A 23,107-nucleotide genomic window follows, 5' to 3' on the forward strand; every position below is an offset into this window, starting at 1 on the left:
CGGGCGACGGTCCGGTGGACCCGCCCGCACCGCCGGGCGAACGTGGTCGGCTCTGGCGGAACGAATATGAACATGGAGGAGATGTGGACTTCGATTTGATCATTGTCGGTCTCGGCCCGGTCGGTGCAGTCGCCGCCAACCTGGCCGGTCAGGCCGGCCTGCGTACGCTGGTCGTCGACAAGTCGCCTACTGTCTACGACAAGCCGCGGGCAATGGGATTCGACCAGGAAATCATGCGAATCCTGGCCAACCTCGGGATCGCAGACAGGATCGCGCAATACGTGATGCCGTACCGCCCGTCCGAATACCGGACGACCGACACGCGGGTGATCCGCCGCATCGACGCGGCAGCCCCGCCGTACCAGCTCGGCTGGGCACCGAACTACGTGTTCATGCAGCCGCAAATCGAAGGAATCCTGCGCGACAATCTCGCCGGCTACCCGTCGGTCAGGGTCGAGCTCGGTGCGGAAGCGACCGCGGCCGAATCGCACGACGATGCCGCATCCGTGACGATCTCGCTGGCGTCGGGCGAGCAACGCACGTTCACCGCGGGCCATGTGCTGGCCTGCGATGGAGGAACGAGCCCGATCCGTACGCGGCTCGGCTTGGACATGGAGGATCTCGACTTCGACGAGCCATGGCTCGTCGTCGATGTGATGCTCAAAGACGGTGCCGGCGAGAGCCTGCCGGCAACCAACGTGCAGTATTGCGAGGTCGCGCGCCCTTCGACGTTCGTCGTCGGACCCGGCCGCTGCCGCCGTTGGGAGTTCATGATCAACGCGGACGAGACGCCTGCCGAGGCCTGCCGGCCCGAATTCGTGAAAAAGCTGATTTCGCGCTGGCTCGCCGACGACGAATACGAAATCTGGCGTGCATCCGCCTACCGGTTTCACGCGCTCGTGCTGCGCCGCTGGCAAGCCGGACGGATATTCTTCCTCGGTGACGCGGCGCACATGACGCCGCCGTTCCTCGCGCAGGGAATGTGTCAAGGCATCCGGGATGCGTCCAATCTCGTCTGGAAGATCGCGATGGTTTCGCGCGGCAAGGCCGGTACGGCACTGCTCGACAGCTACCAGGCTGAACGGTTGCCGCACGTCAAGCGCACGACACTCGTGACGAAGGAACTGGGCAAGCTGATCTGTGAACGCGATCCGGTCGCGGCCAGCGCGCGCGACGAGCGCTTGCATGCGGAGATGGCCGCCAATCCGCAGGGAATGGTCCGGCAATCGTTGATCCCGGGGTTGAGCGACGGCTTTCTGTCCGCTTCGAGCGACGGGCCACGCGGGCTGCTGTTTCCGCAACCACGCGTGCGGACGTCCACCGGCGACGAGCGCCTGCTCGACGACGTGACCGGCGCGACCTTCCGGCTCGCGGTGGACGCACGTACTGATGTCGCGACCGTCGCGCAACTTCGGCAGGCATGCGATCGCCTGCAGTATCCGGCGATCCGGTTCGTCTCGATCGGGCCCGACGCGCTCGCGCCCGATGCCTCGCCGGATACGTATCAGGACGTCAGTGGCGTGCTGACCGGCTGGATGGCTCAACACGATTGCCGTGTGGTTCTCGCCCGCCCCGATCACTATGTGTACGGTGGTTGCCGCGAGCCGCATGAGGCGCTTGCGCTGCTCGACGAGCTCGTGGGCGCGCTGGCCACCAACGGCTCGCAAGCACTTGAGGCGCCGGCAACGAGCCTTTGATCCGGAACGCGCATCATGTAACAGCCTTCAGCGCTCGGTGCTTTGCCCGAGCGCTTTTTTTTGTTCGACGAGCCTTTCGAGTCAATCTTGCATAGAAGCGAGCTTTGCGCATAAAATTACCGCATTGACAATCCGGAATGCCACGCCATGGATTCGACACCTGCCTCCAATGGTGCCCCGCTCATCGATGTTGCTTTCGCACGGATGAAAACCTCGATCATCCGGTGTGAACTGGAGCCAGGCACGCGCCTGAAAGTCGAGAGTCTGTCGAAGACCTACGGTCTTAGCAGTTCACCGATTCGCGAAGCACTGAACCGCCTCGCGCAGGACGGAATCGTGCAGGCGACCGAGAATCGCGGCTTCTGGGTCGCACCGATCAGTATCGACGACTTCAAGGACATCACGCGCCTGCGCATCCTGCTTGAACACGAAGCGCTGATGGATTCCATCGAGCATGGCGACGACGACTGGGAAGTTGCCGTGCTGACGGCGTTCCATCGGCTGAGCCTCGCCGAAAAACGGATGGGTACCGGCCCTGTGGCCCTCGACGACGACTGGTCGGAGCGCCATCGCGCCTATCATATGGCGTTGCTGTCCGCGACGCCAAGCCCGCTGCTGCTGAACATGGTCGGATCGCTGTTCGACCGCGCCGAACGCTATCGGCGCTACTCGGCACTCCATCGGACGGAGGAACGCCACAAGGGCGCGGAACACGAAGCGCTGATGAAAGCGGCGATCGGACGGGAAAAAGACAAGGCAGCGAAATTGCTGCGCAAGCATATAGAAGGAACGTTGACTCGTGTTGCCGCCGCACTGGAACGGCAATTGGCATCGGTGCAGTAAGTCGCGCGCAGTGCCCCGATACTGCGTCTGCGAATGCACCCCATTGCGACGACGACTCCCGCCGCCGTCGCACGGATCAATCAGAACATCGTTTGCATGCCGATCCGGCCGATGAACTGCGAGCGACTGCTCGACGGGCCGAACGTCCCGTTGATCGCCGCATTCGCCCCCCCGTTCGTCAGCTGATACACCGATTGCAGATAGACGGCCGTCCGCTTCGACAGATGGTACTTCGCAACGGCCCCCCATTGATGGGCGTGATTGCGGTCGACAACCTCGTTCCCCCACATGTAGGTGTAGGCGAGGCTCGTCGAGAACGCCGGCGTGAACTGATACAGTGCGCCGACCTCCGCTGCGTTGACAACCGCGCCGTTGTGGGTATTGCGCGTGTCAGTGAACAGCGCCGTCAGCAGCAGCTTGTCGCCGCGATATTTCGCGCCGAGCCCGTAGTTCCTGATGCTGTCGCCGAGCAATGACGCATAACGCACGTCGGTATAGGCCGCGCCGAATGCAAACGCGCCGGCACCGTAGCTGGCACCGAAGCTTTCCGCGCTGTTTTGGCGGAAATCCCCGGCCACGCCGCCGAATGCGTACATTCCGCCGAACCGGAATCCTCCCAGCAACGGACTCGTGTACTTGACCGCGTTGCCAAGAGGCGTGTCGCCGTTCATGCGGTCGAAGTCGAACGCCTCGTTCGGCGGAGAATCAGGAACGCCGAGCTTCGCAAACGGACCATCCCGGAAGCCGTAAAATCCGCCGCCATACATCGCCATATCGGCCCCGACATCGGCGAACAGCGTGTCGACCATGAAGTCGTACTGGCGTCCGAGCGTGAGCTTGCCGAAGCGCGCGTTGTCGAGGCCGACCCATGCATTGCGCGCGAAAAGCCCGGTTCCGGTACCGCTCCCGTTGCTCTTCTGAGCGACGAGATTGCCCTGCAGCGTGAACTGCGTCACCAGCTGGAACACCGCGCGGGTGCCGCCACCGAGATCCTCGGTCCCGCGAAATCCCAGCAGGTTGGGCAACGCGATGCCGTCGTCGAGCCGCCATGCAGGGTGGCCCGACGTATTGCTGATGTATGACACACCTGCATCGAGCAAGCCCCAGAGCGTCACGCTGCTTTGCCCATAGGCACACGATACCGGGCCCAGACCCACTGTCGCGCAGGCAATTGACGTAATGACCCACCTTTTCACCGTCGTCTCCTCCATATCGTTTACGAAGTCGCCAATGTGCACAAGAAATGCCTAAGATAATTTTTTGTGCATATTTATATTCTTTGCGCACACTCTACACGGCTTTGCAAGACGCAAAACTCCGTGTTTACGCGTGAGTGCGCTGCAGCATGAAGACGCAAGCCGACGTCGAAGCTGCAGCTACTCCACGCGCTGCGGCGGACGCTACGTGGCACGTCAATGAAGTTGCAAAGGGTCAGCGACCAGCATCCGGGGGAGAAGGCCGAGAAGCGAGGCTTCGCTTCGAACCGTGATGGTCTTTCAACGCTGCACGTGTTCGTGACTCAATGACTTTCATAACGATCACGACGGCGGCGAGTTCGTATTCCCCGATCGCGGCAAGTACGTCCTGCCCGGTTGCGGTGTGGCCGCCGGGTCGCACGATCCCATCAACTCCAGACTGCGATCTGAAGCGGGAAAAGGTTAGGCGAATCGTTGGATTAGATGGCGGTCATTCAGAGACTGGGGGGACTATCTCGATGTGACGAGCCAGGATGTTGGCCGACAAGGGGTCTACCCGTAGCAGGCAAAATCGCCAGATGCCCGCACGATGGGGCTTTCAGTGTGCATAGGGTCACCAACCCGAGCACGGAGGAAATACACCCGATAGAGAAATCTGCTCGTATGCCCTTATGATCGACGATCAGCCCACCCACGGCGGACCCAATCGCGATGGCGACTTGAACAACGCAAATGAAGAGTGCCGAACCGACTTCGGGGCAGTCAGCGGCATCGTGCTGAGTCCAGATGCTGAAGCACAACGGGATTGCACCGAACGCTACGCCCCAGAGCGACAATGCTGCGGCCTCGCCGATTCGCGCGTGATCCAGTACCACCATCAGCAACAATGCGAAGAACAGCAGAGCCGTCGCGATCGCGGTGGCGACTTTCACGTGGCCATCCATCACCGCCGAAAGCGTCACGTTCGACATGAAGCCGACAATACCAAACACCATCAGCAGGCTTGAAATCTCCGATACCGAAAAGTCCTCTCCGAGACGAGGTTCCAGGTACGTATAGGTGGAAAAATGCGCGCCGAATACGAACGCCACCATCATCAGGCTCAGACGCACGTGCGGCCGGCGCAGCAGCGAAATGAAGTCCTGAACGCCCACGGTGGTTTCAGCTGTCAGCTTCGGCACGAAGGCGACCTGCGCAAAAAGCGCTACCGTTGCGAGGACACCGGTCGCAACGAACGATTCCCGCCAGGACGCGAGCGTAGCGATCAGTGTCCCGAGCGGCACACCAATGACAGTAGCCGATGCAACCCCGCCCAGGATGCATGCGATCGCACGCGCCGTATCCCGGGCTTGCACCATGCGCCCCGCCGCTGCGGTCGCGAGCGTCCAGAACCCTCCCAATGCGATCCCCAACAGTGCCCTGCCGGCAAGCATCGTCGTGAAGTTCGTCGAGTACGCACTGACGAAGCTTGAGCACGTCAGCAATCCGGTTAATATCAAAAGTATGTACCTGCGATCCCATTTTCCAGCAACAACCACCGAGGTCGGCGCGGCCAAGGCAGCCATCACACCGGGCAAAGTCATCATCAAGCCTGCCGTCCCGGACGTGACATGCAGATCCAGAGCGATGTGCGCCAGAAGGCCGACCGGTAGAAATTCGCAAGTGACGAACGCAAATGCGCTGACCGCGACGGCAAATACGGCGAACCATTGATGTCGTGAAGTTGGGACATCGCCGGGAAACTTCCCGGACGAGCGGCTTTTGGAAGGCATGCTATCGGAGCGCGGATGTGGAATGATGGAAGCAACGGACGATACGGTCGACAGCGTGCGCATGACGACACCGGGCGGGTCGCCGATAGCGGAATGAAGGGAGCGCCCCGAGCAGTTGTTGCTCGCGAGACGCTCCTTGAGCGCTAATCCGGAATACCCCCGATCAGCGCGCATCCCCCGTTTCCCGTCCTCGGTCGCTTCAGGAAAAGCGCAACGGCAAAGTCAAATAGTTGCGAATGCGATCGTCGTGCTGAACCGCGGGAGAGCCGGCGAGCTCCACGCGTGAATAGCGTTCCGCTATGGCTGACAAGATCACCTCGATCTCGACACGGCTGATCAATTGCCCCGCGCAGCTGTGTGTTCCGATGCCGAACGACAGCATCTGGCTTTCACGCATCGAACGAGTATGGTCGAATGTGTTCGGATCCTCGAACACATCAGGATCCCGATTGACTGCCGCAGTCATGAAGCGAATGACGCTATTTTCAGGGATCACCGTGCCTCTGATCGTAACCGCGGCTTTGTTGTACCGAGTGAAGGACATCTCTGGCGGATACAGACGCAAGAATTCGTTGATCATCGCCTGGCGGTTTTCGCGATCGGCTTTGTAGAGGTCGAAGAGTTCAGGCTCGCGCGTGAAATGCTCCAACGTCGACGCGAGCACGTAAGCCGGATTAGGTGCACCGGAGAAGAAAAAATTGACCATGGCCTGGACGACTTCAGCCTCGGATAGTTCGCCTCGCGCTTGTGCCTCGATTAGTGCGTCCGCAAGACCGTTTCCAGGATTTCGGCGCTTCTCGGCAACAAACGCGTTGCACCGGTCGAACAGATACTTGAACCCCTCTACCGCATCGTCCAGCTGCGCCTTCGTTGAAGCCGGAGACTGAGCCATGACAATACGCAACCCGTTCTCCATCACACCTTCGATGTCGTCTTCCGGTATGTCGAAGATGCGGCACATCGTGACGTGGGTGGGTACGACACAAATAGTGTGATGAGCCTCGACAATGCCATCTTGCGGGATATTGTCCAGTGCGCCGCTCACAAGCGCCTTTGTATGCTTCGCCCACTCCGCGACCATCTTCGGCGTGAACCACTTGTTGAAGTGCCGCCGCAATAGCGTCTGCCGTGGCGGATCATAGAACAGCACACTTTCCTTGAACACGTGCCACGGATGGGGTTTCACCCAGTTCGGCTCCTCCATGCTCATCGCCGGATGCTTGGCAAACTCCACATAGTCAGAATACTTCGAGACGACGAACTCACGTTCGCTAATCCGATACACCGGTGCCTCGCGTTGCAATCGCTCATACCACGGATACGGGTTGTCGCGAAATGCGAGGTCCGCCCACGGAAGGTAAGGATCGCTCATGAAATCGCCCGTTTGATTTTTCATCGAAACCACCTTATTCGCCCAAAATCGAAAGGATGCCTTGTGACCATGCCACCGCCACCTGGTTTGCAGGCATGCCTTTCGATGCATTGTGCCGTCCCGTTTCGCCAATTTGCGTTGCACCGCACGAAGCGAGCATCTCAGTCAATAGATCGATTGCACGGTTGTAATTCTCGTAGCTGGAATCCCCGAGCCCAAACGCGGCAAATCTCATCGAAGCCAGATCGGGACGCTTCGCGACGAGCGCGCGATAGAACGGCTCGGTCGTCTCCGGCATATCGCCCTCACCGTACGTAGAAGTAACAAAGATCGCGAATCTGACCGCCTCTAGTTCGTCCACTGCTTGATCCGCCATCGATTTGACGACGCTCGGCATATCCTTCTCGGCGAAGCACATCGCAATATCGTCGGCAACCATCTCTGCGTTACCGCTCTCCGTGCCAAACAGAATCAGAATTGATGCATTCATTTCTTTTGCTCATATTTAGACGATTACCCCACGCTCACGACCTGCCTTGCAACTTCCAGCAGGCGCCTGCGATCTGCAATTTTCTTGCGGAGCCTGTTCGGCCCCGCCGCATCCCGTTCATACCGGTCCACCTCCAGCCAGCCGGCGTAATTCACGAAATCGGTTGGAAACTGGTCTCCGAGCGCGGCCAGTCCAGGTCGGCCGATCGGCAGCGCTCCGTCTTGCACCATCGCAACGATCTGCGCGGCCACGGCTTGTGCGTCTCTGCGATTCGCGGCAACCCCGCCCTTTCCGCCGTTCTTCGCCCAACCGACCTCGAATACATTCAACGCACGCCACGGCCCGCATCGAGCGCCGATATCGCCGACCTCGTTCGTAAAACCAATGGCAGTAACGATCGTGTCAACGTGAAAGCTCACGATACCTTCCGCTTTCGAGTGTCCGCGCAAAACACTTTTCGTCAGCAGTGCGTCGACCTGCACCGGCGTACATTCGAAGTGGAAAACAATTTCCACCAGCGGTTTGGCAGATACGATGCGTCTCGCGGCATTCCGCAGCACTTGTGCCTTTTCGCTCTGATCGTCGTTCGAAAGACCCGATGCAGATACCTTTACATGCCCCAGATCACAGAGTTCACGCAGCATGGCAAGGTCAAATTTCGCGTCGCCTGCGCTGGATCTTCCGACGAGGTGAATCCGCTCGAGACGATTCGAGCGAAGCATCGATAGCCGCTCGTCGTCGATATCGGAGTTATCGAATTGCTCGATGCGTTTGGCCAGCAACCGGGCAACGTCTATGGCGACGTTCCCGTGCCCGACGATCGCCAACGATTCACCCAAGGAGCAAAATCGCCCTCTGTCATGGGGCAACCGAGGCTCGGGATAGCCGTTCAGCGCCCGCAGTATTTCGCCCGCCCCAACGACGTTTGCTTTCGGGTGTTGTGGAACCGGAAGAACCGAATCCGTTGCCAAACCAGTCGCGAGCGCCACAATGTCGAAACTCTCTGTCAATCGCTCAAACGACAGGTCTTTTCCGATAGTTACATTCCCGAAAAAATTGACCCCATCGCGTCTAAACAACCGATCGAACTGCATCGCCACGGATTTCGAACCCTGATGATCGGCCGCGATGCCGTAACGCAACAGACCGAATGGTACCGGCTCCGATTCAAACACCGACACTGCGGAATCCGGCCAAACCTTTATCAACGACTGAGCCAGGTAGCACCCGGACGGTCCGCTTCCCACGACAGCAATGGATGGATTAATGATGCGCATGAACGTACCTGGACTGGTCTCTTGAAACGGAGATGAATCGGATGCCGAGTTGCTTCGCGACTGAAGCCGAAGCTATCGAGATTCACATCCGAAGCATGGATATGTCATTGGGTGACGGCGAGAACGGCCTCGTCGTCCGTGCCGCCATCTCGCGGCTCGACGTCAGGATTGCGCCCCAACCGCCGGAACACTTCCGGCTTGGCCTTCCTGAAATAAACAGCCAATGCCATCCCGAAAATCTGCACTGCGCACAGGCTATAGAGCATCCACGTGCTTTGGCCCGGTTCGCCGCCAACGAGAAGCTCGAAGTGCTTGCCAACGAGGACGACGAGCGCAACAAACAGGACTGCGGAGATGCCGGGCGCAACACACGCTTTGAAAACGCCTGCACCGATGAACCGCCCCTCGCGGAAATACCAGACGAGACATGAAACATTCACGACGGTCATAAGGATCAGTCCTCCTGCGGTACCGACGCCAGACAGTCGACCGTAAAGCAATTCCGGTTGGGCCCCGGTCACGATGAACGGCAGAAGAACAAGCAGCGTCAGCGTCGAAACCGTAACGGACGAGCGGTGCGGTGACAAATGCTTCGGATGGATCGCACTCAGGTACTGCGGAAATGCGCCGTCGATGCCGAGGTTGTGAAGATAACGCGTCAGCACGTTATGAATGGACAAGCTGGACGCAAACGCCGAGGTCAAAACCAGGATCGCGACCGGCGTGCGCATCCGCGCACTGACGAACTTGTCGAAGGCATTCTGAAACATGGTGGCGGGCGATTGCGTTGCGACGGAGATCACGTCGTGTCCATACACGCGAATCAGTGCATATGCGCAGAACGTATACAACAGACCGATGAAGATAACCGCACCATAAGTTGCTCGCGGAATGGTTCTATCCGGGTCGCGCACCTCATCACGGAACAATGCTGTCGCCTCGAACCCCATAAAGAAAGAGACGGCAAACAGCATGGCAAACGGGCTGTTCGCGTTGAACAATCCGGATGGGGAAAAAATGGCGTTCGGCGGCAAGTCGCTCAGGGGATTGCTGCCAATAACTCCAGTGCAGAACGCGATGCAAACGATGACTTCGGCGACCATTACCCAAGTCAGGAACTTCGCGGATACTTCGATGTGCAGATATCCGAAAATCGCGATGGCAAGCCAGCATGCGAGCGTAAAGTAGTACCAGGGGAATGCCCATCCCGTGAGCGTCCGCTGCAGATCAGCGGACGCAACGCCAAAATACGCCGGAACACCGGCAAGGATGATGAAGTACGTAATCGTGGCGAGCATTCCGGCTCCAAGCCCGGCACTCTTGCCCAATCCATGCGTGATGAATGCGTAGAAGTCGCCTGGTCGCTTCGCAGCATGGTTGAGTGTCAGATATCCCAGCGAGAACAGCATCAGCAGAACCATCGTCGCGATGAAGATGGTAGGGCTGGCTGCACCGCCATACATCAACGCGACCGGCACATATCCCGATACGGTCGTGAGAGGGGCCGAAAAAGCCAGAACACTCAGCGCAAGACCAAAGGCGCCCATATTCCCGGTAAGTTTATTTCCCTTCTCAGCAATCGCCCAGTAACCGCTTGTCTTCATTCGAGCCACCTCTTTTCTGTGCGCGGTTCTCTCGGTATCGCACTGTGATGCGCGTACCGCAGAACCCGTTGACTTGGTAGCCGAACTATATTCAGCGAATTTCTGGCCAACATCCTCCGAAAGTATCTATGCGTCGCTTCAAGATGGAGCGCCGATCGCGCGTGGTGCGCCATGCACGACCAACGTGCAATGACGCGCTTCCAGATCGTGCGTCTACCTCTACGGCACCCTGGCACTTGGCCGGATTCGTCGCCACCGTCGCCATATACGGGAGCGTGTGACCCGCCAGTCGCCTTGGCTCGGTTCTTGCATCCAATCGTTGAACATCGCGCTAGCAGCCTTTTCGCGTAGGCCGCCAGCGTTCCAGCCTCCGTCAGACAGGTTCGGAAAAGGATCCTTTGTCTATTCCACTTGGATAAACCATGCGATATCACCTGAACGACGATTGCAAGGACTTCGCCAAGCGGACCATTGCGTTTTCCCAAACCCTTCTGGAATCGTCTGCCGCAATCTTTACCTGGTTTGACGCTACCCAGAAGATCCCACCGTGCACGGAACACGGCCTCGGCGACGTGATGATTCGCGACTATTACCGAGACTTCAGAGAGTTCGATCCGATCTCCCCCGACTTCCTTTTATCAAACAGATCTTCGGTCGTTACTCTAAGAAAGATCGCAGACAATAGATTTAGAGATTGCCACATCCCGTACGCACAGTTTATGGCGCGGTACGGGTTCGTGGACGAGGCCGCCTTTGTCTTTTGGCAGGACAACCGAGCCATCGCTTTTCTCAATGTTCTAAAAGGCAGACACGACAAGACGCTCGACAATGAATCCGTACTCCAGGAAATGCATAGCTATATCCAGTACAACCTGCTCGGATTGAATTCAATAAAAACCCATCGACTCAATCGGAAACTCACCGAGCACCATCTATTGACAGCCCGCGAGCTAGCGATCGCCAACTTGATTGCGAGTGGACTTTCCAACAAGGAGATTTGCCACGAATGCCAGATCGAGCTGGTGACGGTCAAAACGCACGTGGGAAGAGTTCTGGCAAAGCTCGGATTGAATACACGGTCACAAGTCGCGTCATTTCTGCACTCGATAACTGCGGATTGACCGTTGCAGTTCCGCCTCGTGGCAGCGAAGTCTGATGCGTGCGGTCCATTGCAGTTCAGTTGCAGGCGGGGCGAACCGACGCCGCCCTCAACCAGGCCGTCGAAACGACTTGCGCCCCGCTCCAGGCACCATACGAACGCACGCGGCCCGCTGAGCCTGCAAGCTTTCGCAATACCATCAGCTTGACACGCCATGGTTTCGACAGCTTCGTCAAAGGTACAGACGAGAGATCGGGGCCGAATTGGCATGTTCTGTGGCGTTTCCACCGCGTACTCTCGCGGTGGCCGCTTCCATGCCGTGATCTGAAGTTGGACCGGTTTTTTTACTTTCGGCTACGCTCGGCCGGACTCTGCTCTCCATTCCGCGCGTCGAAACGCAGGTGCGCAACCACTTGTCCGAGGCTGTAGTACGTAACCAAGCTGTTTCGGTCTGACTCAATGTTACGGATTCCAGCATCGGAATCCGTCTGACAAGCAGAGACCTCCGCTGAGTCAATCGGATGACGGCTATGCAGCGATCGCAGGAATATCTTTCGCATGACTCGGTTCCCTGTTGAGTCCACTACTGAGGTCTGCGCGCCAACCCGACGTTGAAGCGCAGAGGTGGTTACAATCGACAAAGCGCGAAGCATCATGATCTGTTCAAGTCGAACGCCGGATCGCTCGACGCCAATCACAACGACATCGGAACGACGACGACCCAGGCGACGTGGACGATCTACACATCGTCTCTAGCGATACCCGATGCCCCTTGCTTGGCCAAGGCTTCCGCCAATAGCTTCCTTAGTCGATCATTCTCGCCCTCAAGGTACTTCAACCTTTGCGATTCAACGCCGTCGTTGCCACCAAACTTCGCCCGCCAAGAGTAGAAGGAGGTATCGCTGAAACCGTACGTCCTGCACAGATACTGGACCGCCTCGCCAGCTTCGGCCTCTCTCAAGAAGCCGATGATCTGCTCGTCCGTAAAGCGCTTCCGCATTCTCAAACCTTCCTCGAAAGTGACCTTTGCTGGCGTCAGGTAGCCTAGCGCTCCAGAGAACAGGTCGTTTCTCACATGGCCCCTCTAACTCGAGGCAGCATGTGACGACAGTTCCCTTCGTCGATTGCAGTACGATTCGATACCAACAAAGAGGATCACCTGGACAAACACCAACACCGGTGTCGCCCACTGGTACAACGATGGGAAGAGCGATGCGTTACCGATGCACACTCCACATAGGGTTGCGATCAGGCATGAACTCAATCCCGTCCATCGCCAGTTCTTGATCACTTGAGGCATGACATCGGGCACATCTCGGGATCGTCCAACCCAGAACTGATCGACGAGAAGCAACGTGACGAAGCAAGCCATGGACATACCGATATAGTTCAGGGCACTCGCGAGCAAGTGCGTACCATCTGAAATCAGCACAGCGGCCGCAACCGCGCAGAAAGCAACGATGACGACTCTTCTGCTGACGGAAACGCCAAATAGATGCTCGAGTGCGTTGACGAAGGCAACGGTGCCTGAGTAGATGTTCCCGAGATTGATTCTGAGCTGCGTCGTACACGCGAAAATGATCCCCCCCGCACCCAGCAACGAAACGAAATAGACGCCAGGATTGCTTTCCCGCATCTGGACAGCGAACCAGATCCCCAAGATCCCGGTGATCCCATAACAGAACGCTGGAAACAACGCGCCAACAAACACCGTCCCTGCTCGGAGTTCTCGTTTGCGCACAAATCTTGCATAGTCGGCAGTCACAAGACCAATGATGAAGGCGAGACCGTTAACGATGCCCAATACTTCAAGCAGGCTGGTGAAGGGGGCTGCCGCAAGCCGAATCTCCGGGAGCGGAGCGCCAGCCACGGGAACATCAAGCGCGTTTCTTATCGCCCACACAACAAACACAACGAACAGCACCAGACTCATCGTCTGGAATCTTGCAAGGACCTTCATGCCCGACCACACGAGCGGCAACATGACGAAGACAAGGCAGATGTATATCAACGCATGAGGAGCTTGCGGAAAGAGAGCCTGCAGCGAAGCCCCCATGATGCTGGCTTCTGCGACGAAGTAAGTGAGGCAGGCCACTCCGTAGGCCAGGCTGAATAATCCCGCTCCACGATACCCGAGCACGGTTCTGGCCCAGATATTGATGCCAAACCCTGTCTGGATGGATCGACGAACGAGCAGCACACCGACGAATGTCGAAACGCAGTATCCGTAGGCCAGTCCGATCAGCGCTGCTGCTACGCCAAACCTCACGGTAATGATCGACGCAATCTGAGCAAAGAAAAGCGCGGTCGCAATACCTAACGTAGCGAAGAATATGCCCTTCCAACCGGTCCTTGCATCTTCAGGAACCGGACTGGACGCGTAATCATCATCGGAGTGAGTTGATGCCGGCATACAGAAATCCCAATACCTTCGTGTCAGGAAAATGAGCAACGCGGCGCCGCGGAACTCACGAAGGAATCACCCTCGTATCGGTCCGCGGCGCCTCATACAGATTGCTTCAGAACTTGTGCCGCAGGCCGACGGCTACAACTTCCTGAGTACCTTTGCCCGCCGCAATTCCGTACGACCCGATGGAAGCCTCGGCGGCGCCTTGCCCGTTCTGCCCGCTTGCATGCTGATACCCTGCGAGCGCATAGACGTCGGTGCGCTTGCTCAAGCTGTAGTCGGCCCCGATATTCACCTGGTGGTACTTGGCAGACGAATCCCCCAGTGCGCGCGTGTAGTTGTAGCCGGCGATGAGCAGGAACGCAGGCGTCACCTGATACTGGGCAAAGACCGAACCGTTGTGATACTTCTCCGACCCCGTGAACGTCGATGCCGAATCGGCCGAATACTGGGCATAGCCATACGCCGCGCCCACCGTGAACGGGCCCGCAACGTAATTGGCACCGATCCGGGCGATATTGATCGACCGGGCTGACGCATAAGCCGCATTTACCGGCGAATTGAACAGCGAGTCGGACGAGGAGGTGCCGCGATTGCGCAACGTTGCGTTGCCGTTGTCGATGTGGAGAACGCCGCCGCCGACGCTGAACGACGTGCTTTGATAGCCAACTGCTGCGCTCCACGTCTGCCCCGACCCCGTGGATCCAGCGACGCCACCGAGCGCATACATGACCTCGGCCGAAACACCGCCCCACGACGGACTCACCCATTTCACGGCGTTGTTGAATCGAGCACTCGAATCGTAATTGTCGACGTCACCCGGCGTAGCGAACCAGCCGCTGTAGACATCAGCGGTCAACTGCTGTTCGAGATCGGTCAGCGGATCGTACTGACGACCGAGCGTCAGGGTGCCGTACTGGCTCGAAATGCCCACGAACGCTTGTCGGCTGAACAACTTTCCCGGTGTCGCAAGCGCGCCGTTCGTGCCGTCAAAGCCGCTCTCTACTGTAAAGATGGCCGAGAGCCCGCCACCCAGATCCTCCGTTCCCTTCAATCCCCACAGGGAAGCCGAAAGATTGCTGGGCAACATCCTCACTTGCGAACTCTGCCCGCCGCTGTTGTGTACATAGCCCACACCCGTGTCGACGATCCCATAGAGCGTTACGGAACTTTGAGCCTTTGCTTGCGAGTAAGCTACGATGCTCAGTGCGGCGACTGCAATGATTTTCTTGTTCATTCCCCCCCCAAAATCACCAAAGTTAATTTCACTAGGAATACTGATTAAACGAACCATCGAATTTCTTCGATGCCTTCCGTTTCCATCTCAAGATCGACAATCTCTCATCGGGCAGAGTGCAGCGCCCGCGACGCACTGACATCGCTCGGCAGCATGCGGCGCGCGCTCCATACCCGTTCGAACTGGGCGCCGGATTTCTCCAGACGCTGGCCAGATCGTCAGAAGCGGCGCCGGCTTGTCCGCTCGTACTAGCCGAAGAAACTCTCGAGTTCCTTTGCAAGCGCCTCGGGCGCCTCTTCCGGGATATAGTGTCCGGAAAAGACCATCGTGCCGCGAACGTCCGCCGCGACCTGCTGCAGCTGCGGAACCAGGTCGGGCATTGATCCCTGATCTGCACGGACCGCAAGAACTGGCATCTTGAGCTTGCCCTTCGCGCTCAATTCGCGATTCTGCTCCGCAGACACCGAGATAGCACGGTAGTAAGCGAGACCGCCTTTCAGGCCATTCGTCAGGAACACGCGATGGTATTCCTCGAAGTCCGCTTGGGAGAACACCTGCGGGTTTGCCGCCTTCCGTTGCAAATACCACTCGAGATAGATGTGTTCGCGGCCGGCCAAGAGCGCTTCGGGAAGATCCGGGATGTTGTGGAATGCGACGTGCCACGTCCGCCACGCAACGTCGGAAGCCCACGGCAGCGTATCCGGAAGACTGATGCCCGGGATACCCGTGTCGAGGATCGCGAGGGCCGTGACCTTGTCGCCATTCATCGCCGCATAGGGATAACCGACCCATCCACCGATGTCGTGTACGACAAGTGCATGTCGATCGACACCGAGTTTCTCGACCAGGCCACGAAGGAGCCTGGCGGCCTTAGCCGTGTCGAGCGTACCCGCGGGACGATCCGAGTCACCTTGCCCGGGAAGATCCGGGGCAATAACACGGTACCGATGCCCAAGCAGAGGCAAAACCTTGCGCCATGCATACCAGCTTTGAGGGAAACCGCAAATCAGAACCAGCACGTCGCCGTCCGCCTTGCCGCCGCTCACATAATGCATCCGCACGCCATCAACCGTCTGAAAGCCTCGCTTGAAACCTTCGATGCCGGTCTCCGGCCATTCACGATTCGAAAACATTCACAAGCTCCTGTTGTTCCACCGACATGTGCAGGCGCGGGTACCTGCGCCGCGCCACGCGTGTAGCCAAACACCCGCTCAGAAGGGATCCCGGGCAGCAGCAAGCCAGCCGCCGTCCATCACGTACTCGCTGCCATGCACGAAGTCGGCATCGTCGCCGCCCAGATACGCGGCGAGCTTGGCAATTTCTTCCGGCTGACACCAGCGGCGGGCCGGGAATTTCTGAAGGGCCGCCTCCATATCAGGCGAATTCGCCGTCGTGTGCTCCGACATCGCCAGCGGGGTTGCGGTTGCGCCCGGACAAATCGTATTGACGCGAATGCCGCGCGCGCCGTATTCGAACGTGAGTTGTCGAGTCAGACCGATCACACCGTGTTTGGACGCCGTGTAGGCAGTCCCGCCGCCCGCAGCACTGAAGCCCGAGGTGGACGACGTGTTCACGATCGCCCCTTTGCCTTGCTTCAACATCTGCGGAATGACCGCTCGGGCCATCAGGAACGGTCCCGTGAGGTTAACGGCGATGACGCGGTCCCACTCTTCGACGCTCACCTCGTGAGCCGTCGCGTGTCCATCCAGAATGCCGGCGTTATTGCACAGAAGATCGATGTGCCCCCAACGCTCGATCACCGCCTTGACAGCGGCCTCGACGCTGCGCGGGTCGCTGACGTCCACTTGATGTGCGTACGCCATCGACGGATTCGCCAACGCTTCGACAGTGGCAACGGCATTCTTGAGATTGATGTCGAGTGCGGCTACGTTCGCCCCTCTCGAAACGAACTCGCGAACCATTGCTCGCCCCATGCCGGAACCAGCACCGGTTACGACAACCACGCGCCCGGAATAATCATTCACTGAAACGTCTCCTTGACTTCACTTTAACCAGCACGTGCGCTGCTCACTGAGCCGGCGAATCGTGCGCTTTCTGTTTCCAGGATTCGCGTGCATGCATCGTCTTGCGCCAATTAGACGAGGTCCAATTGTGATTCTCGATGCATGCAGATCACGAATTTCTATCAATTCGGCGAACTGGACCGAATACGGTCCACAATCAACCGGCACTCGGCAAACATCCGTCACGCATCGGAAGTTAATTCGTTATGCGAATTGACAGCCGGACGCCGCTCAAGCCATGTGTAACACGCACCATCCTCAAGGTTGAAGATCGTGATCGATGAAGTGAGCTGTCAGGCCACGCAACAGGCGTGAACCAATGCGAGCGTTACGACCGTCTGGATGATGTCCGGCGGCCTTGAAACCATTGTATGTATGGCCAAGACGCCGTTCGTCCATCCAAAGGATGAGAAAAATTTCCATTGATGCAACCGGCGGCGAAGACGAACGCACCGCCCCGGTGCACCCAGGCTATTTCGTTGTCGGTGTGCCCAGGTCGGCGGAGAATGCCGCAAGCTGGGTTCGGCTCTCGATGCCCAGCTTGCCCAGGATTCGAATAACATGTGACTTGACCGTGGCAAGCTCGATGCCCAGTGTCTCGGCGATATCCTTGTTGGACAGGCCGGCGGTCATCAGGGACGCGACTGCGAGCTCCCGCTCCGTCAGGAAATACTCGTTTCTCAGCGCGTGGTCTGCCTGGACCTTCTTGACGGATGCAAGCATCGAGAAGCTGTGCTGCATATAGTCGTACATCTGTCCGAAGGGTTCGGGAGTCGAGAACGGACTATCGCCTTGCTTCTTGATGACGGAGAGGCACGCTAGTGGCGTATCTCCCGCCCAGAACAGGAACCCGACTTCGTCCACGAGCCCGTACTTCCGCTGGTAATCCGACCAACTGGAGTGCTGGTCGTCGCGCTTTGCCCCTTTGAGGGTCACTACGGTCGCACGCTGTTTGATCAGACGATAGACGTTCAGCGGATCGGCCGAGGCGAATACCGTGTAATAGTCCTTGATGGTCTCTTCGGGCCATCCCATCTGGGTGTGCGGCAATAGCTGGTCGTGCGAATCGAGCCATGTGAACACGGCTGCCGAACAGTTGAGCATCGACCGCGCAAAGTTAACGGTCTGAAGAGCGAACTCCTGGGATTCTCTGAATTTGCTGACTTCGACTAACATCGCCAATTCTCTTTGCCGGTAGGGATGAGCGCGAGCGCTGATCGCCCGAAATCAGCGGCCCGACAGGTGCGCCAGCACCGAAACCGCAAGCCTCACGAGCGGAGAGCATGAAATTCGCACCAGACTAACATCTGATACCTAATGCGACAGGCTACCGTAACGCGCCGCCGGATCATATTAGGGAAGTCATATACCCGCCGGCGACCATATTCCGAAAGTCAATCGGTACACCCCCACTGCCCGAACGACCGCAATCGGGATGATCAGTCACGCGGCCCGGATCAGCGTCTCGGGTTTTCCTCGGCAGTATGTAGCGCACACATCCCGGGCCGCGTCGGCTGCCGCTACGACGGCCGGTGATGCATTGACCGGCATGCACAACGACACGTCGATCGACGGCGGCTGCGGCTCCAGCGCGAGCTCGGCGATTCGCCCGTTCTCCAGTTCGTCATGCACGAACAGGTGCGGGACTGCCCCGACACCGTATCCATCACGCACCAATTGCACGATCGCAGCGACCGAAGAGGCACAGGTTATGTGTATCGCCTCGTCCGGGATGCCGGCTCCACCGGCCAGTGTTCGGACGATGCGTTCCACCGCCAGGTGCGACGTCGTGCCCCTTCCGAATGTCAGTATCGGCCGCGCCAGGGCGAGGCGAACCGGATCCACGTCCGAACCGGAAAGCAGCTCCCGGCTGACAATCCATCGAACCGGATAGCTTGCAATCCTGCTCGACGTGACCTTATCGCTCCCAACAACCTCTGCGCAGACAGCCATGTCGAGCTCGCCCTGCAAGATTTTCTTGTTCAGCGCCGGGCTCGAATCTACGGTCAGCTCGACCACCAAGCCCGGGACGCGCTCCCTCAACTGCGTCACATACAAGGAAAGCCAGCTGTGAACGATCGTGTCTATCACGCCGAAACGTATCGGTCCGCGTAACGCGAGATCGAGACCGGCTGCCTTCTTGAGCGCAAGGGTCGCGTCTACCACGTTCATCGCCAGCGTCAACAAGCTCTGCCCAGACAGGGTGAGACGAAAATCCGCCGCCGTTCGATCGACGAGCTCGGTCCTCAACTCGTCTTCCAAAGCCTTGATACGTGTCGATATCGTCGCGGGCGAAGTATGAAGAAGACGCGCCGTAGCCCGGAAGCTGCCTTGTTGCGCGAGCATCACGAACGTCTCCAGGAAGCGTGTATTCATTGCCTCACCATCGAGGATGCAGGTTTCCGTCCCGTCATACGCCACAGAACACCTGCCTGCGTCCGTCGATCTTCTCGAGTCAACACGGCGAAGACAGCACATTGGCGTCGAACATCGCTACGTTGGTCTCTGCTTGTCAGGAAAATGTTGACAGCCGTGTGCGGAATTTCTCGTTGGCTCAAGATCATCTCCGATCCTATTATTTATTCGCATTCCTTCTTTATGACGTAGAGTGCGAAAGCCATTCGGCAAACCGCGAATCTCGAAACGACGGATATATCTGGACCCTCGCCCCATGACGCCACGGAAAGTTCTCGGCACCGCCCTTCACAACGCTGCCCCGGTAACCCGCACGAACCATCGAAACGTACCCGCCACGGACCAGCGAAACGTCTCTCCGTACACCGCCCTTCTGCGTGAACCGATGTCTTCCATCGTGGCGAATGTTCCCGATCGGCCCGATCTCCGGTCGGTATCGATCCTCGGCTACAACTAAGTCTCGCGCCACGGATCTGCATCCGCGACAGGAATTCGAGGCACGCCGAGCGAGCCTCGGATAGTGTGTCGCGCAAGTTCTCTCGACTTGAACGCCTACAACAGCAGCCGCTTCTCCGTTCTCGGTACTGCGCGCACATCATCGAGCGTCAGGTTTCGGCGGACGAAACGCGTCGGTTCGACGGAAACCACCGTTCCCGTGCGAGCAGACGCCTCGATCGCCAACAAGGCCCTCAGGTCAGCCAGGCCCTCTTCGACACTCGACGCAGGCTTGCTGCGTTTCTGAATGCATTCGGAAAACTGCTGAATCAACCCGCCGAAGTGATCGCAGTGCCGGAAATGCATCGTCTCCGAAGCATCCTTCGTGTTCAGTACCATTCGGGTCGGCGTTTCGAACCTGAAACCAGGTTCCATGGTCAGGTCCCCTTCGGTTCCCAGCACCCTGTACATATCGATCGACGCCGTGCCAAAACTGCAATAGAACTGCGCGATTCGATCGCGAGGGAAGCGCAACGTGACCGCAATGGCGTCGTCGATGTCCGAGAAGCGGGGATCTCCGGGCCGGCGCGTCGTGATCGCCGACGCATCAACGGGTTCGTCAGAAAAGACGTGCCGCGCCGCGTTGACGCAGTAAATCCCGATGTCTTGAAGCGGGCTGCCCCAGTTCTTGCTGTCCAGCCGATGGTTGCCCGTCGCGGACTGAAATCCGAACACCCCGCTGAAGTACTTCGGATCGCCGATACGGCCTTCCCGGATCGCTTCCAGTGCCGCGATCGTCCCTGCCTCGTGATGCAAGCGGTAACAGGTGCTCAACAACACACCGGCCTCGGCTGCTGCCCCAATCATCGCCTCCGCATCCGCGACGTTGGTCGCCATTGGCTTCTCGACCAATACGTGCTTTCCGGCTCGTGCCGCGCGAATCGCATAATCGGCGTGGAGCGGATTGGGCACGGCGATATAGACCGCGTCGACGAGATTGCCGTTCAGCATCCGGTCGTAGTCGTCGTACCCGACGATCGTGTCGACACCATGGAATCTCGCGAGCTGCCGCGCCCCGTCAGGATTTCCAGAAACCAACGCGCCGATCGTCGAATTTCCGGTCTGAGCAACAGCCGGCATGAACGCCTCTTGCGATATCCATCCAGCGCCTACAACAGCGTATCTGATCATGTTTTCCTCTATGCCTGGCTCAGGAACCGTAGACGATCGGCACAACACTCCGCTCGCGCAGAGACCGACGCGCCGCGTCCAGCACGACGGCTGCGTCATATGCGTCGTCGAGCGTCGACAACGGCGTCGTACCTTTCGCGACGCACTCATTCACGAAAAAGCTTTCGACCTGAAGAAAGCTGTCCCAGTAGGTCGCGTCATCCCAGAACGGAAGTCTCGCGTCGCCAAACTTCGTGATATCCCAAGGGATCACGCCGCTTCCGTCGGAGCCGATGATCTTGAAATAGACGGACCATGGGTCCCGACTGCGATCGTCGGCGGAAAAGCTTCCCCACAGATTCGCAATCCTGCCGTTCGGATATTCCGCGGTGATCATCAGTTGATCGTCGGCATGCGGATCATCGAAGTGCACGTTGGAACCGGTCGCGAACACCGACGACGGGCGGCCGACGAAGTACAGCATGCAGTACGCGTGATGCACCATCAGTTCGCGCATCGTCATATCCGGCGCACCGATCGAAGCGTCATGTCGCTTGTTGTAGATCGCCCAGAAATTGACAATCCTGCCCAGTTTCCCGGAAGCAACATGCGCATGCAGTCGCCGCATGCTCTCTGCATAGACATAATTGTGGGAAGGCATGCAGATCCTCGATTGCGAACGTGCAATCTCCGCAAGCTCGCGAATCTGCGTCGCCTGCTCGCACAACGGTTTCTCGAGCAATACGTGCTTGCCTGCCAGTAGCGCACGCCTGGCCATGTCGAAGTGCGACGCGGTATTCGTGCACACGACAACCGCGTCGACCGCTTTGTCGCCCAGCAGTTCGTCGACAGTTTCGTACGCACGTCCACCGAACCTGTCGACGAATTCTTGCGCCTTCCTGTAAGTCCGGCTCCAGCCGCCGCAAAACAACTGCGGATCCAATTCGGCGAGAGCCGTCACGTGCAGCTCTGCTACGTTGCCGAGGCCGGCGATACCGATCTTCATGAGCGCACCCGATATGTGAGAAATGGCGACCGGCTGGCCTGCTCATGCCGGTCATGTCGATCAGCCGGCGATGTCCACCGGCTGCCCGCGCTGCCACGAAAGCGTGGCGGCGTCGGCGATCAACTGGGCCTTCAAGCCATCGCCGGCATCCGGCCGCGGCATTTTTCCCGCCGACAGGGTGTCGACGAAGTAGCGCATTTCGGCGAGATAGGCGGCGCCGAAGCGCTCGAGAAAGAACGGCTGCGCGACCGGCATGGCGAACCCGACTTCCGTGGCACGCTCCACCTGAGACTCGTGAACGTTCTTGACACGCAGCATGCCGCGCGATCCGTGGACCTCGATTCGCTGGTCATAGCCGTAGGTCGAGCGGCGCGAATTCGAGATCTGGCAGATGCGCCCCGACTTCGTCGTCAGGATCACTGCCGCCGTGTCCACGTCGCCCACCTCCGCAATGGACGGCTCGACCAGCACCGATCCGGCGGCGAACACACGCACCGGATCTTCGCGCAACAGGAATCGCGCGAGGTCGAAATCGTGAATCATCATGTCGCGAAAGAGGCCACCGGACGTCTCCAGATACGACAGCGGCGGCGGTGCCGGATCGCGCGATGTGATCGTGACGGTCTCGACGTCGCCGATCTCGCCCTCGCGTACGCGGCGCGCCAACTCGCCGAAGTGCGGGTCGAACCGCTGGTTGAACGCCGTCATGAAGGGCACCCCCACATTCTCGACGGCCTCCATGCATGCCTTTACCCGGGCCGACGACAGGTCGATCGGCTTCTCGCAAAAAATGGCCTTTCGCGCGACCACCGCCGCGTGAACGAGATCGAAATGCGTCGATGACGGTGTCGCAATCACGACCGCATCGATGTCCTTCCCTTCGAGAATTTCCGATGCATTGCGTGCGTCAACCCCAAATCGGTCAGCGCAGGCTTCCGCGGCGCTTTCGTTGACGTCTGCAACCGCGACCAGCGTTGCCGATGGAATCTGCTTGATACCGAGTGCATGAACTTGACCAATGCGCCCACATCCGAGAATTCCGATTCTGATCATTTTTCCTCCT

General features: G+C 58.6%; 19 protein-coding genes and 1 pseudogene. 3 read left to right on the forward strand and 17 right to left on the reverse strand.

The window, feature by feature from the left end:
* Nucleotides 1–83 precede the first annotated feature (83 nt).
* The gene (locus AC1Z3W_RS11750; RefSeq protein ID WP_483507636.1) at nucleotides 84–1,697 is read left to right on the forward strand and encodes a bifunctional 3-(3-hydroxy-phenyl)propionate/3-hydroxycinnamic acid hydroxylase; all 1,614 of its coding nucleotides are present in this window, start codon (nucleotides 84–86) and stop codon (nucleotides 1,695–1,697) included.
* Nucleotides 1,698–1,844: 147 nt separating this feature from the next.
* Nucleotides 1,845–2,540, forward strand: coding sequence for a GntR family transcriptional regulator (locus AC1Z3W_RS11755; protein WP_060067727.1), 696 nt, complete (start codon nucleotides 1,845–1,847; stop codon nucleotides 2,538–2,540).
* 80 nt (nucleotides 2,541–2,620) lie between these two features.
* Here AC1Z3W_RS11755 and AC1Z3W_RS11760 read toward each other — a convergent pair whose 3' ends face one another.
* From AC1Z3W_RS11760 to AC1Z3W_RS11785, 6 genes are all read right to left on the reverse strand, one after another.
* Nucleotides 2,621–3,751: a porin gene (locus tag AC1Z3W_RS11760; RefSeq protein ID WP_483507637.1), complete on the reverse strand. Its 1,131-nt coding sequence runs from the start codon at nucleotides 3,749–3,751 to the stop codon at nucleotides 2,621–2,623.
* 479 nt (nucleotides 3,752–4,230) lie between these two features.
* A complete protein-coding gene (locus tag AC1Z3W_RS11765) occupies nucleotides 4,231–5,682 on the reverse strand; it encodes an MFS transporter (protein WP_483507638.1) in 1,452 nt (483 codons plus the stop codon).
* A gap of 25 nt (nucleotides 5,683–5,707) precedes the next feature.
* A complete protein-coding gene (locus tag AC1Z3W_RS11770) occupies nucleotides 5,708–6,904 on the reverse strand; it encodes a cytochrome P450 (protein WP_483507639.1) in 1,197 nt (398 codons plus the stop codon).
* A 10-nt stretch (nucleotides 6,905–6,914) separates the two neighbouring features.
* Nucleotides 6,915–7,370, reverse strand: coding sequence for a flavodoxin domain-containing protein (locus tag AC1Z3W_RS11775; RefSeq protein ID WP_060067731.1), 456 nt, complete (start codon nucleotides 7,368–7,370; stop codon nucleotides 6,915–6,917).
* 23 nt (nucleotides 7,371–7,393) lie between these two features.
* Complete coding sequence (locus AC1Z3W_RS11780; RefSeq protein ID WP_124832830.1) at nucleotides 7,394–8,647, reverse strand: ferredoxin--NADP reductase domain-containing protein; 1,254 nt, start codon at nucleotides 8,645–8,647, stop codon at nucleotides 7,394–7,396.
* Nucleotides 8,648–8,751: 104 nt separating this feature from the next.
* On the reverse strand, nucleotides 8,752–10,251 hold the full coding sequence (locus AC1Z3W_RS11785; RefSeq protein ID WP_124832831.1) for an APC family permease: 1,500 nt from the start codon (nucleotides 10,249–10,251) through the stop codon (nucleotides 8,752–8,754).
* Between the two features lie 422 nt (nucleotides 10,252–10,673).
* On the opposite strand from AC1Z3W_RS11785, the gene AC1Z3W_RS11790 reads away from it, so the two are divergent.
* Complete coding sequence (locus AC1Z3W_RS11790; RefSeq protein ID WP_483507640.1) at nucleotides 10,674–11,372, forward strand: response regulator transcription factor; 699 nt, start codon at nucleotides 10,674–10,676, stop codon at nucleotides 11,370–11,372.
* 759 nt (nucleotides 11,373–12,131) lie between these two features.
* Here AC1Z3W_RS11790 and AC1Z3W_RS11795 read toward each other — a convergent pair.
* The 11 genes and pseudogenes from AC1Z3W_RS11795 to iolG all read right to left on the reverse strand — a co-directional run.
* Nucleotides 12,132–12,350, reverse strand: a pseudogene (locus AC1Z3W_RS11795) (transposase); the annotation flags it as partial.
* Between the two features lie 84 nt (nucleotides 12,351–12,434).
* Complete coding sequence (locus AC1Z3W_RS11800) at nucleotides 12,435–13,763, reverse strand: purine-cytosine permease family protein (RefSeq protein ID WP_483507641.1); 1,329 nt, start codon at nucleotides 13,761–13,763, stop codon at nucleotides 12,435–12,437.
* A 106-nt stretch (nucleotides 13,764–13,869) separates the two neighbouring features.
* Entirely contained in the window at nucleotides 13,870–14,994 is a 1,125-nt protein-coding gene (locus tag AC1Z3W_RS11805; protein WP_175761017.1) for a porin, read from the reverse strand.
* Nucleotides 14,995–15,242: 248 nt separating this feature from the next.
* Nucleotides 15,243–16,127, reverse strand: a complete 885-nt coding sequence (locus AC1Z3W_RS11810; RefSeq protein ID WP_124551276.1) for an alpha/beta fold hydrolase — start codon at nucleotides 16,125–16,127, stop codon at nucleotides 15,243–15,245.
* Nucleotides 16,128–16,205: 78 nt separating this feature from the next.
* A complete protein-coding gene (locus AC1Z3W_RS11815; RefSeq protein WP_048985709.1) occupies nucleotides 16,206–16,979 on the reverse strand; it encodes an SDR family NAD(P)-dependent oxidoreductase in 774 nt (257 codons plus the stop codon).
* Between the two features lie 297 nt (nucleotides 16,980–17,276).
* Nucleotides 17,277–17,441 carry a hypothetical protein gene (locus AC1Z3W_RS11820; protein ID WP_154817319.1) on the reverse strand — a complete coding sequence of 55 codons (165 nt, stop codon included), beginning with the start codon at nucleotides 17,439–17,441 and terminating at the stop codon, nucleotides 17,277–17,279.
* Nucleotides 17,442–17,489: 48 nt separating this feature from the next.
* Nucleotides 17,490–18,194 carry a response regulator transcription factor gene (locus tag AC1Z3W_RS11825; protein WP_060067741.1) on the reverse strand — a complete coding sequence of 235 codons (705 nt, stop codon included), beginning with the start codon at nucleotides 18,192–18,194 and terminating at the stop codon, nucleotides 17,490–17,492.
* Between the two features lie 267 nt (nucleotides 18,195–18,461).
* Nucleotides 18,462–19,394, reverse strand: a complete 933-nt coding sequence (locus AC1Z3W_RS11830; RefSeq protein ID WP_483507642.1) for a LysR family transcriptional regulator — start codon at nucleotides 19,392–19,394, stop codon at nucleotides 18,462–18,464.
* A 591-nt stretch (nucleotides 19,395–19,985) separates the two neighbouring features.
* Nucleotides 19,986–21,059 (reverse strand): Gfo/Idh/MocA family protein, encoded by a 1,074-nt coding sequence (locus AC1Z3W_RS11835; RefSeq protein WP_124494173.1) that lies wholly within the window; start codon nucleotides 21,057–21,059, stop codon nucleotides 19,986–19,988.
* Nucleotides 21,060–21,078: 19 nt separating this feature from the next.
* A complete protein-coding gene (locus AC1Z3W_RS11840; RefSeq protein WP_483507643.1) occupies nucleotides 21,079–22,044 on the reverse strand; it encodes a Gfo/Idh/MocA family protein in 966 nt (321 codons plus the stop codon).
* A gap of 60 nt (nucleotides 22,045–22,104) precedes the next feature.
* Nucleotides 22,105–23,097: an inositol 2-dehydrogenase gene (gene iolG, locus AC1Z3W_RS11845; RefSeq protein WP_483507644.1), complete on the reverse strand. Its 993-nt coding sequence runs from the start codon at nucleotides 23,095–23,097 to the stop codon at nucleotides 22,105–22,107.
* Nucleotides 23,098–23,107 lie beyond the last annotated feature (10 nt).

It is taken from the genome of Burkholderia sp. 10_S31, from assembly GCF_056930375.1.

Coding starts and splice junctions, on each gene's coding strand:
- AC1Z3W_RS11755 (WP_060067727.1), top strand. CDS start 1,845: ATGGATTCGACACCTGCCTCCAATGGTGCCCCGCTCATCGATGTTGCT.
- AC1Z3W_RS11760 (WP_483507637.1), bottom strand. CDS start 3,751: ATGGAGGAGACGACGGTGAAAAGGTGGGTCATTACGTCAATTGCCTGC.
- AC1Z3W_RS11765 (WP_483507638.1), bottom strand. CDS start 5,682: ATGCGCGCTGATCGGGGGTATTCCGGATTAGCGCTCAAGGAGCGTCTC.
- AC1Z3W_RS11770 (WP_483507639.1), bottom strand. CDS start 6,904: ATGAAAAATCAAACGGGCGATTTCATGAGCGATCCTTACCTTCCGTGG.
- AC1Z3W_RS11775 (WP_060067731.1), bottom strand. CDS start 7,370: ATGAATGCATCAATTCTGATTCTGTTTGGCACGGAGAGCGGTAACGCA.
- AC1Z3W_RS11780 (WP_124832830.1), bottom strand. CDS start 8,647: ATGCGCATCATTAATCCATCCATTGCTGTCGTGGGAAGCGGACCGTCC.
- AC1Z3W_RS11785 (WP_124832831.1), bottom strand. CDS start 10,251: ATGAAGACAAGCGGTTACTGGGCGATTGCTGAGAAGGGAAATAAACTT.
- AC1Z3W_RS11790 (WP_483507640.1), top strand. CDS start 10,674: ATGCGATATCACCTGAACGACGATTGCAAGGACTTCGCCAAGCGGACC.
- AC1Z3W_RS11800 (WP_483507641.1), bottom strand. CDS start 13,763: ATGCCGGCATCAACTCACTCCGATGATGATTACGCGTCCAGTCCGGTT.
- AC1Z3W_RS11805 (WP_175761017.1), bottom strand. CDS start 14,994: ATGAACAAGAAAATCATTGCAGTCGCCGCACTGAGCATCGTAGCTTAC.
- AC1Z3W_RS11810 (WP_124551276.1), bottom strand. CDS start 16,127: ATGTTTTCGAATCGTGAATGGCCGGAGACCGGCATCGAAGGTTTCAAG.
- AC1Z3W_RS11820 (WP_154817319.1), bottom strand. CDS start 17,441: ATGGAAATTTTTCTCATCCTTTGGATGGACGAACGGCGTCTTGGCCAT.
- AC1Z3W_RS11825 (WP_060067741.1), bottom strand. CDS start 18,194: ATGTTAGTCGAAGTCAGCAAATTCAGAGAATCCCAGGAGTTCGCTCTT.
- AC1Z3W_RS11830 (WP_483507642.1), bottom strand. CDS start 19,394: ATGAATACACGCTTCCTGGAGACGTTCGTGATGCTCGCGCAACAAGGC.
- AC1Z3W_RS11835 (WP_124494173.1), bottom strand. CDS start 21,059: ATGATCAGATACGCTGTTGTAGGCGCTGGATGGATATCGCAAGAGGCG.
- AC1Z3W_RS11840 (WP_483507643.1), bottom strand. CDS start 22,044: ATGAAGATCGGTATCGCCGGCCTCGGCAACGTAGCAGAGCTGCACGTG.
- iolG (WP_483507644.1), bottom strand. CDS start 23,097: ATGATCAGAATCGGAATTCTCGGATGTGGGCGCATTGGTCAAGTTCAT.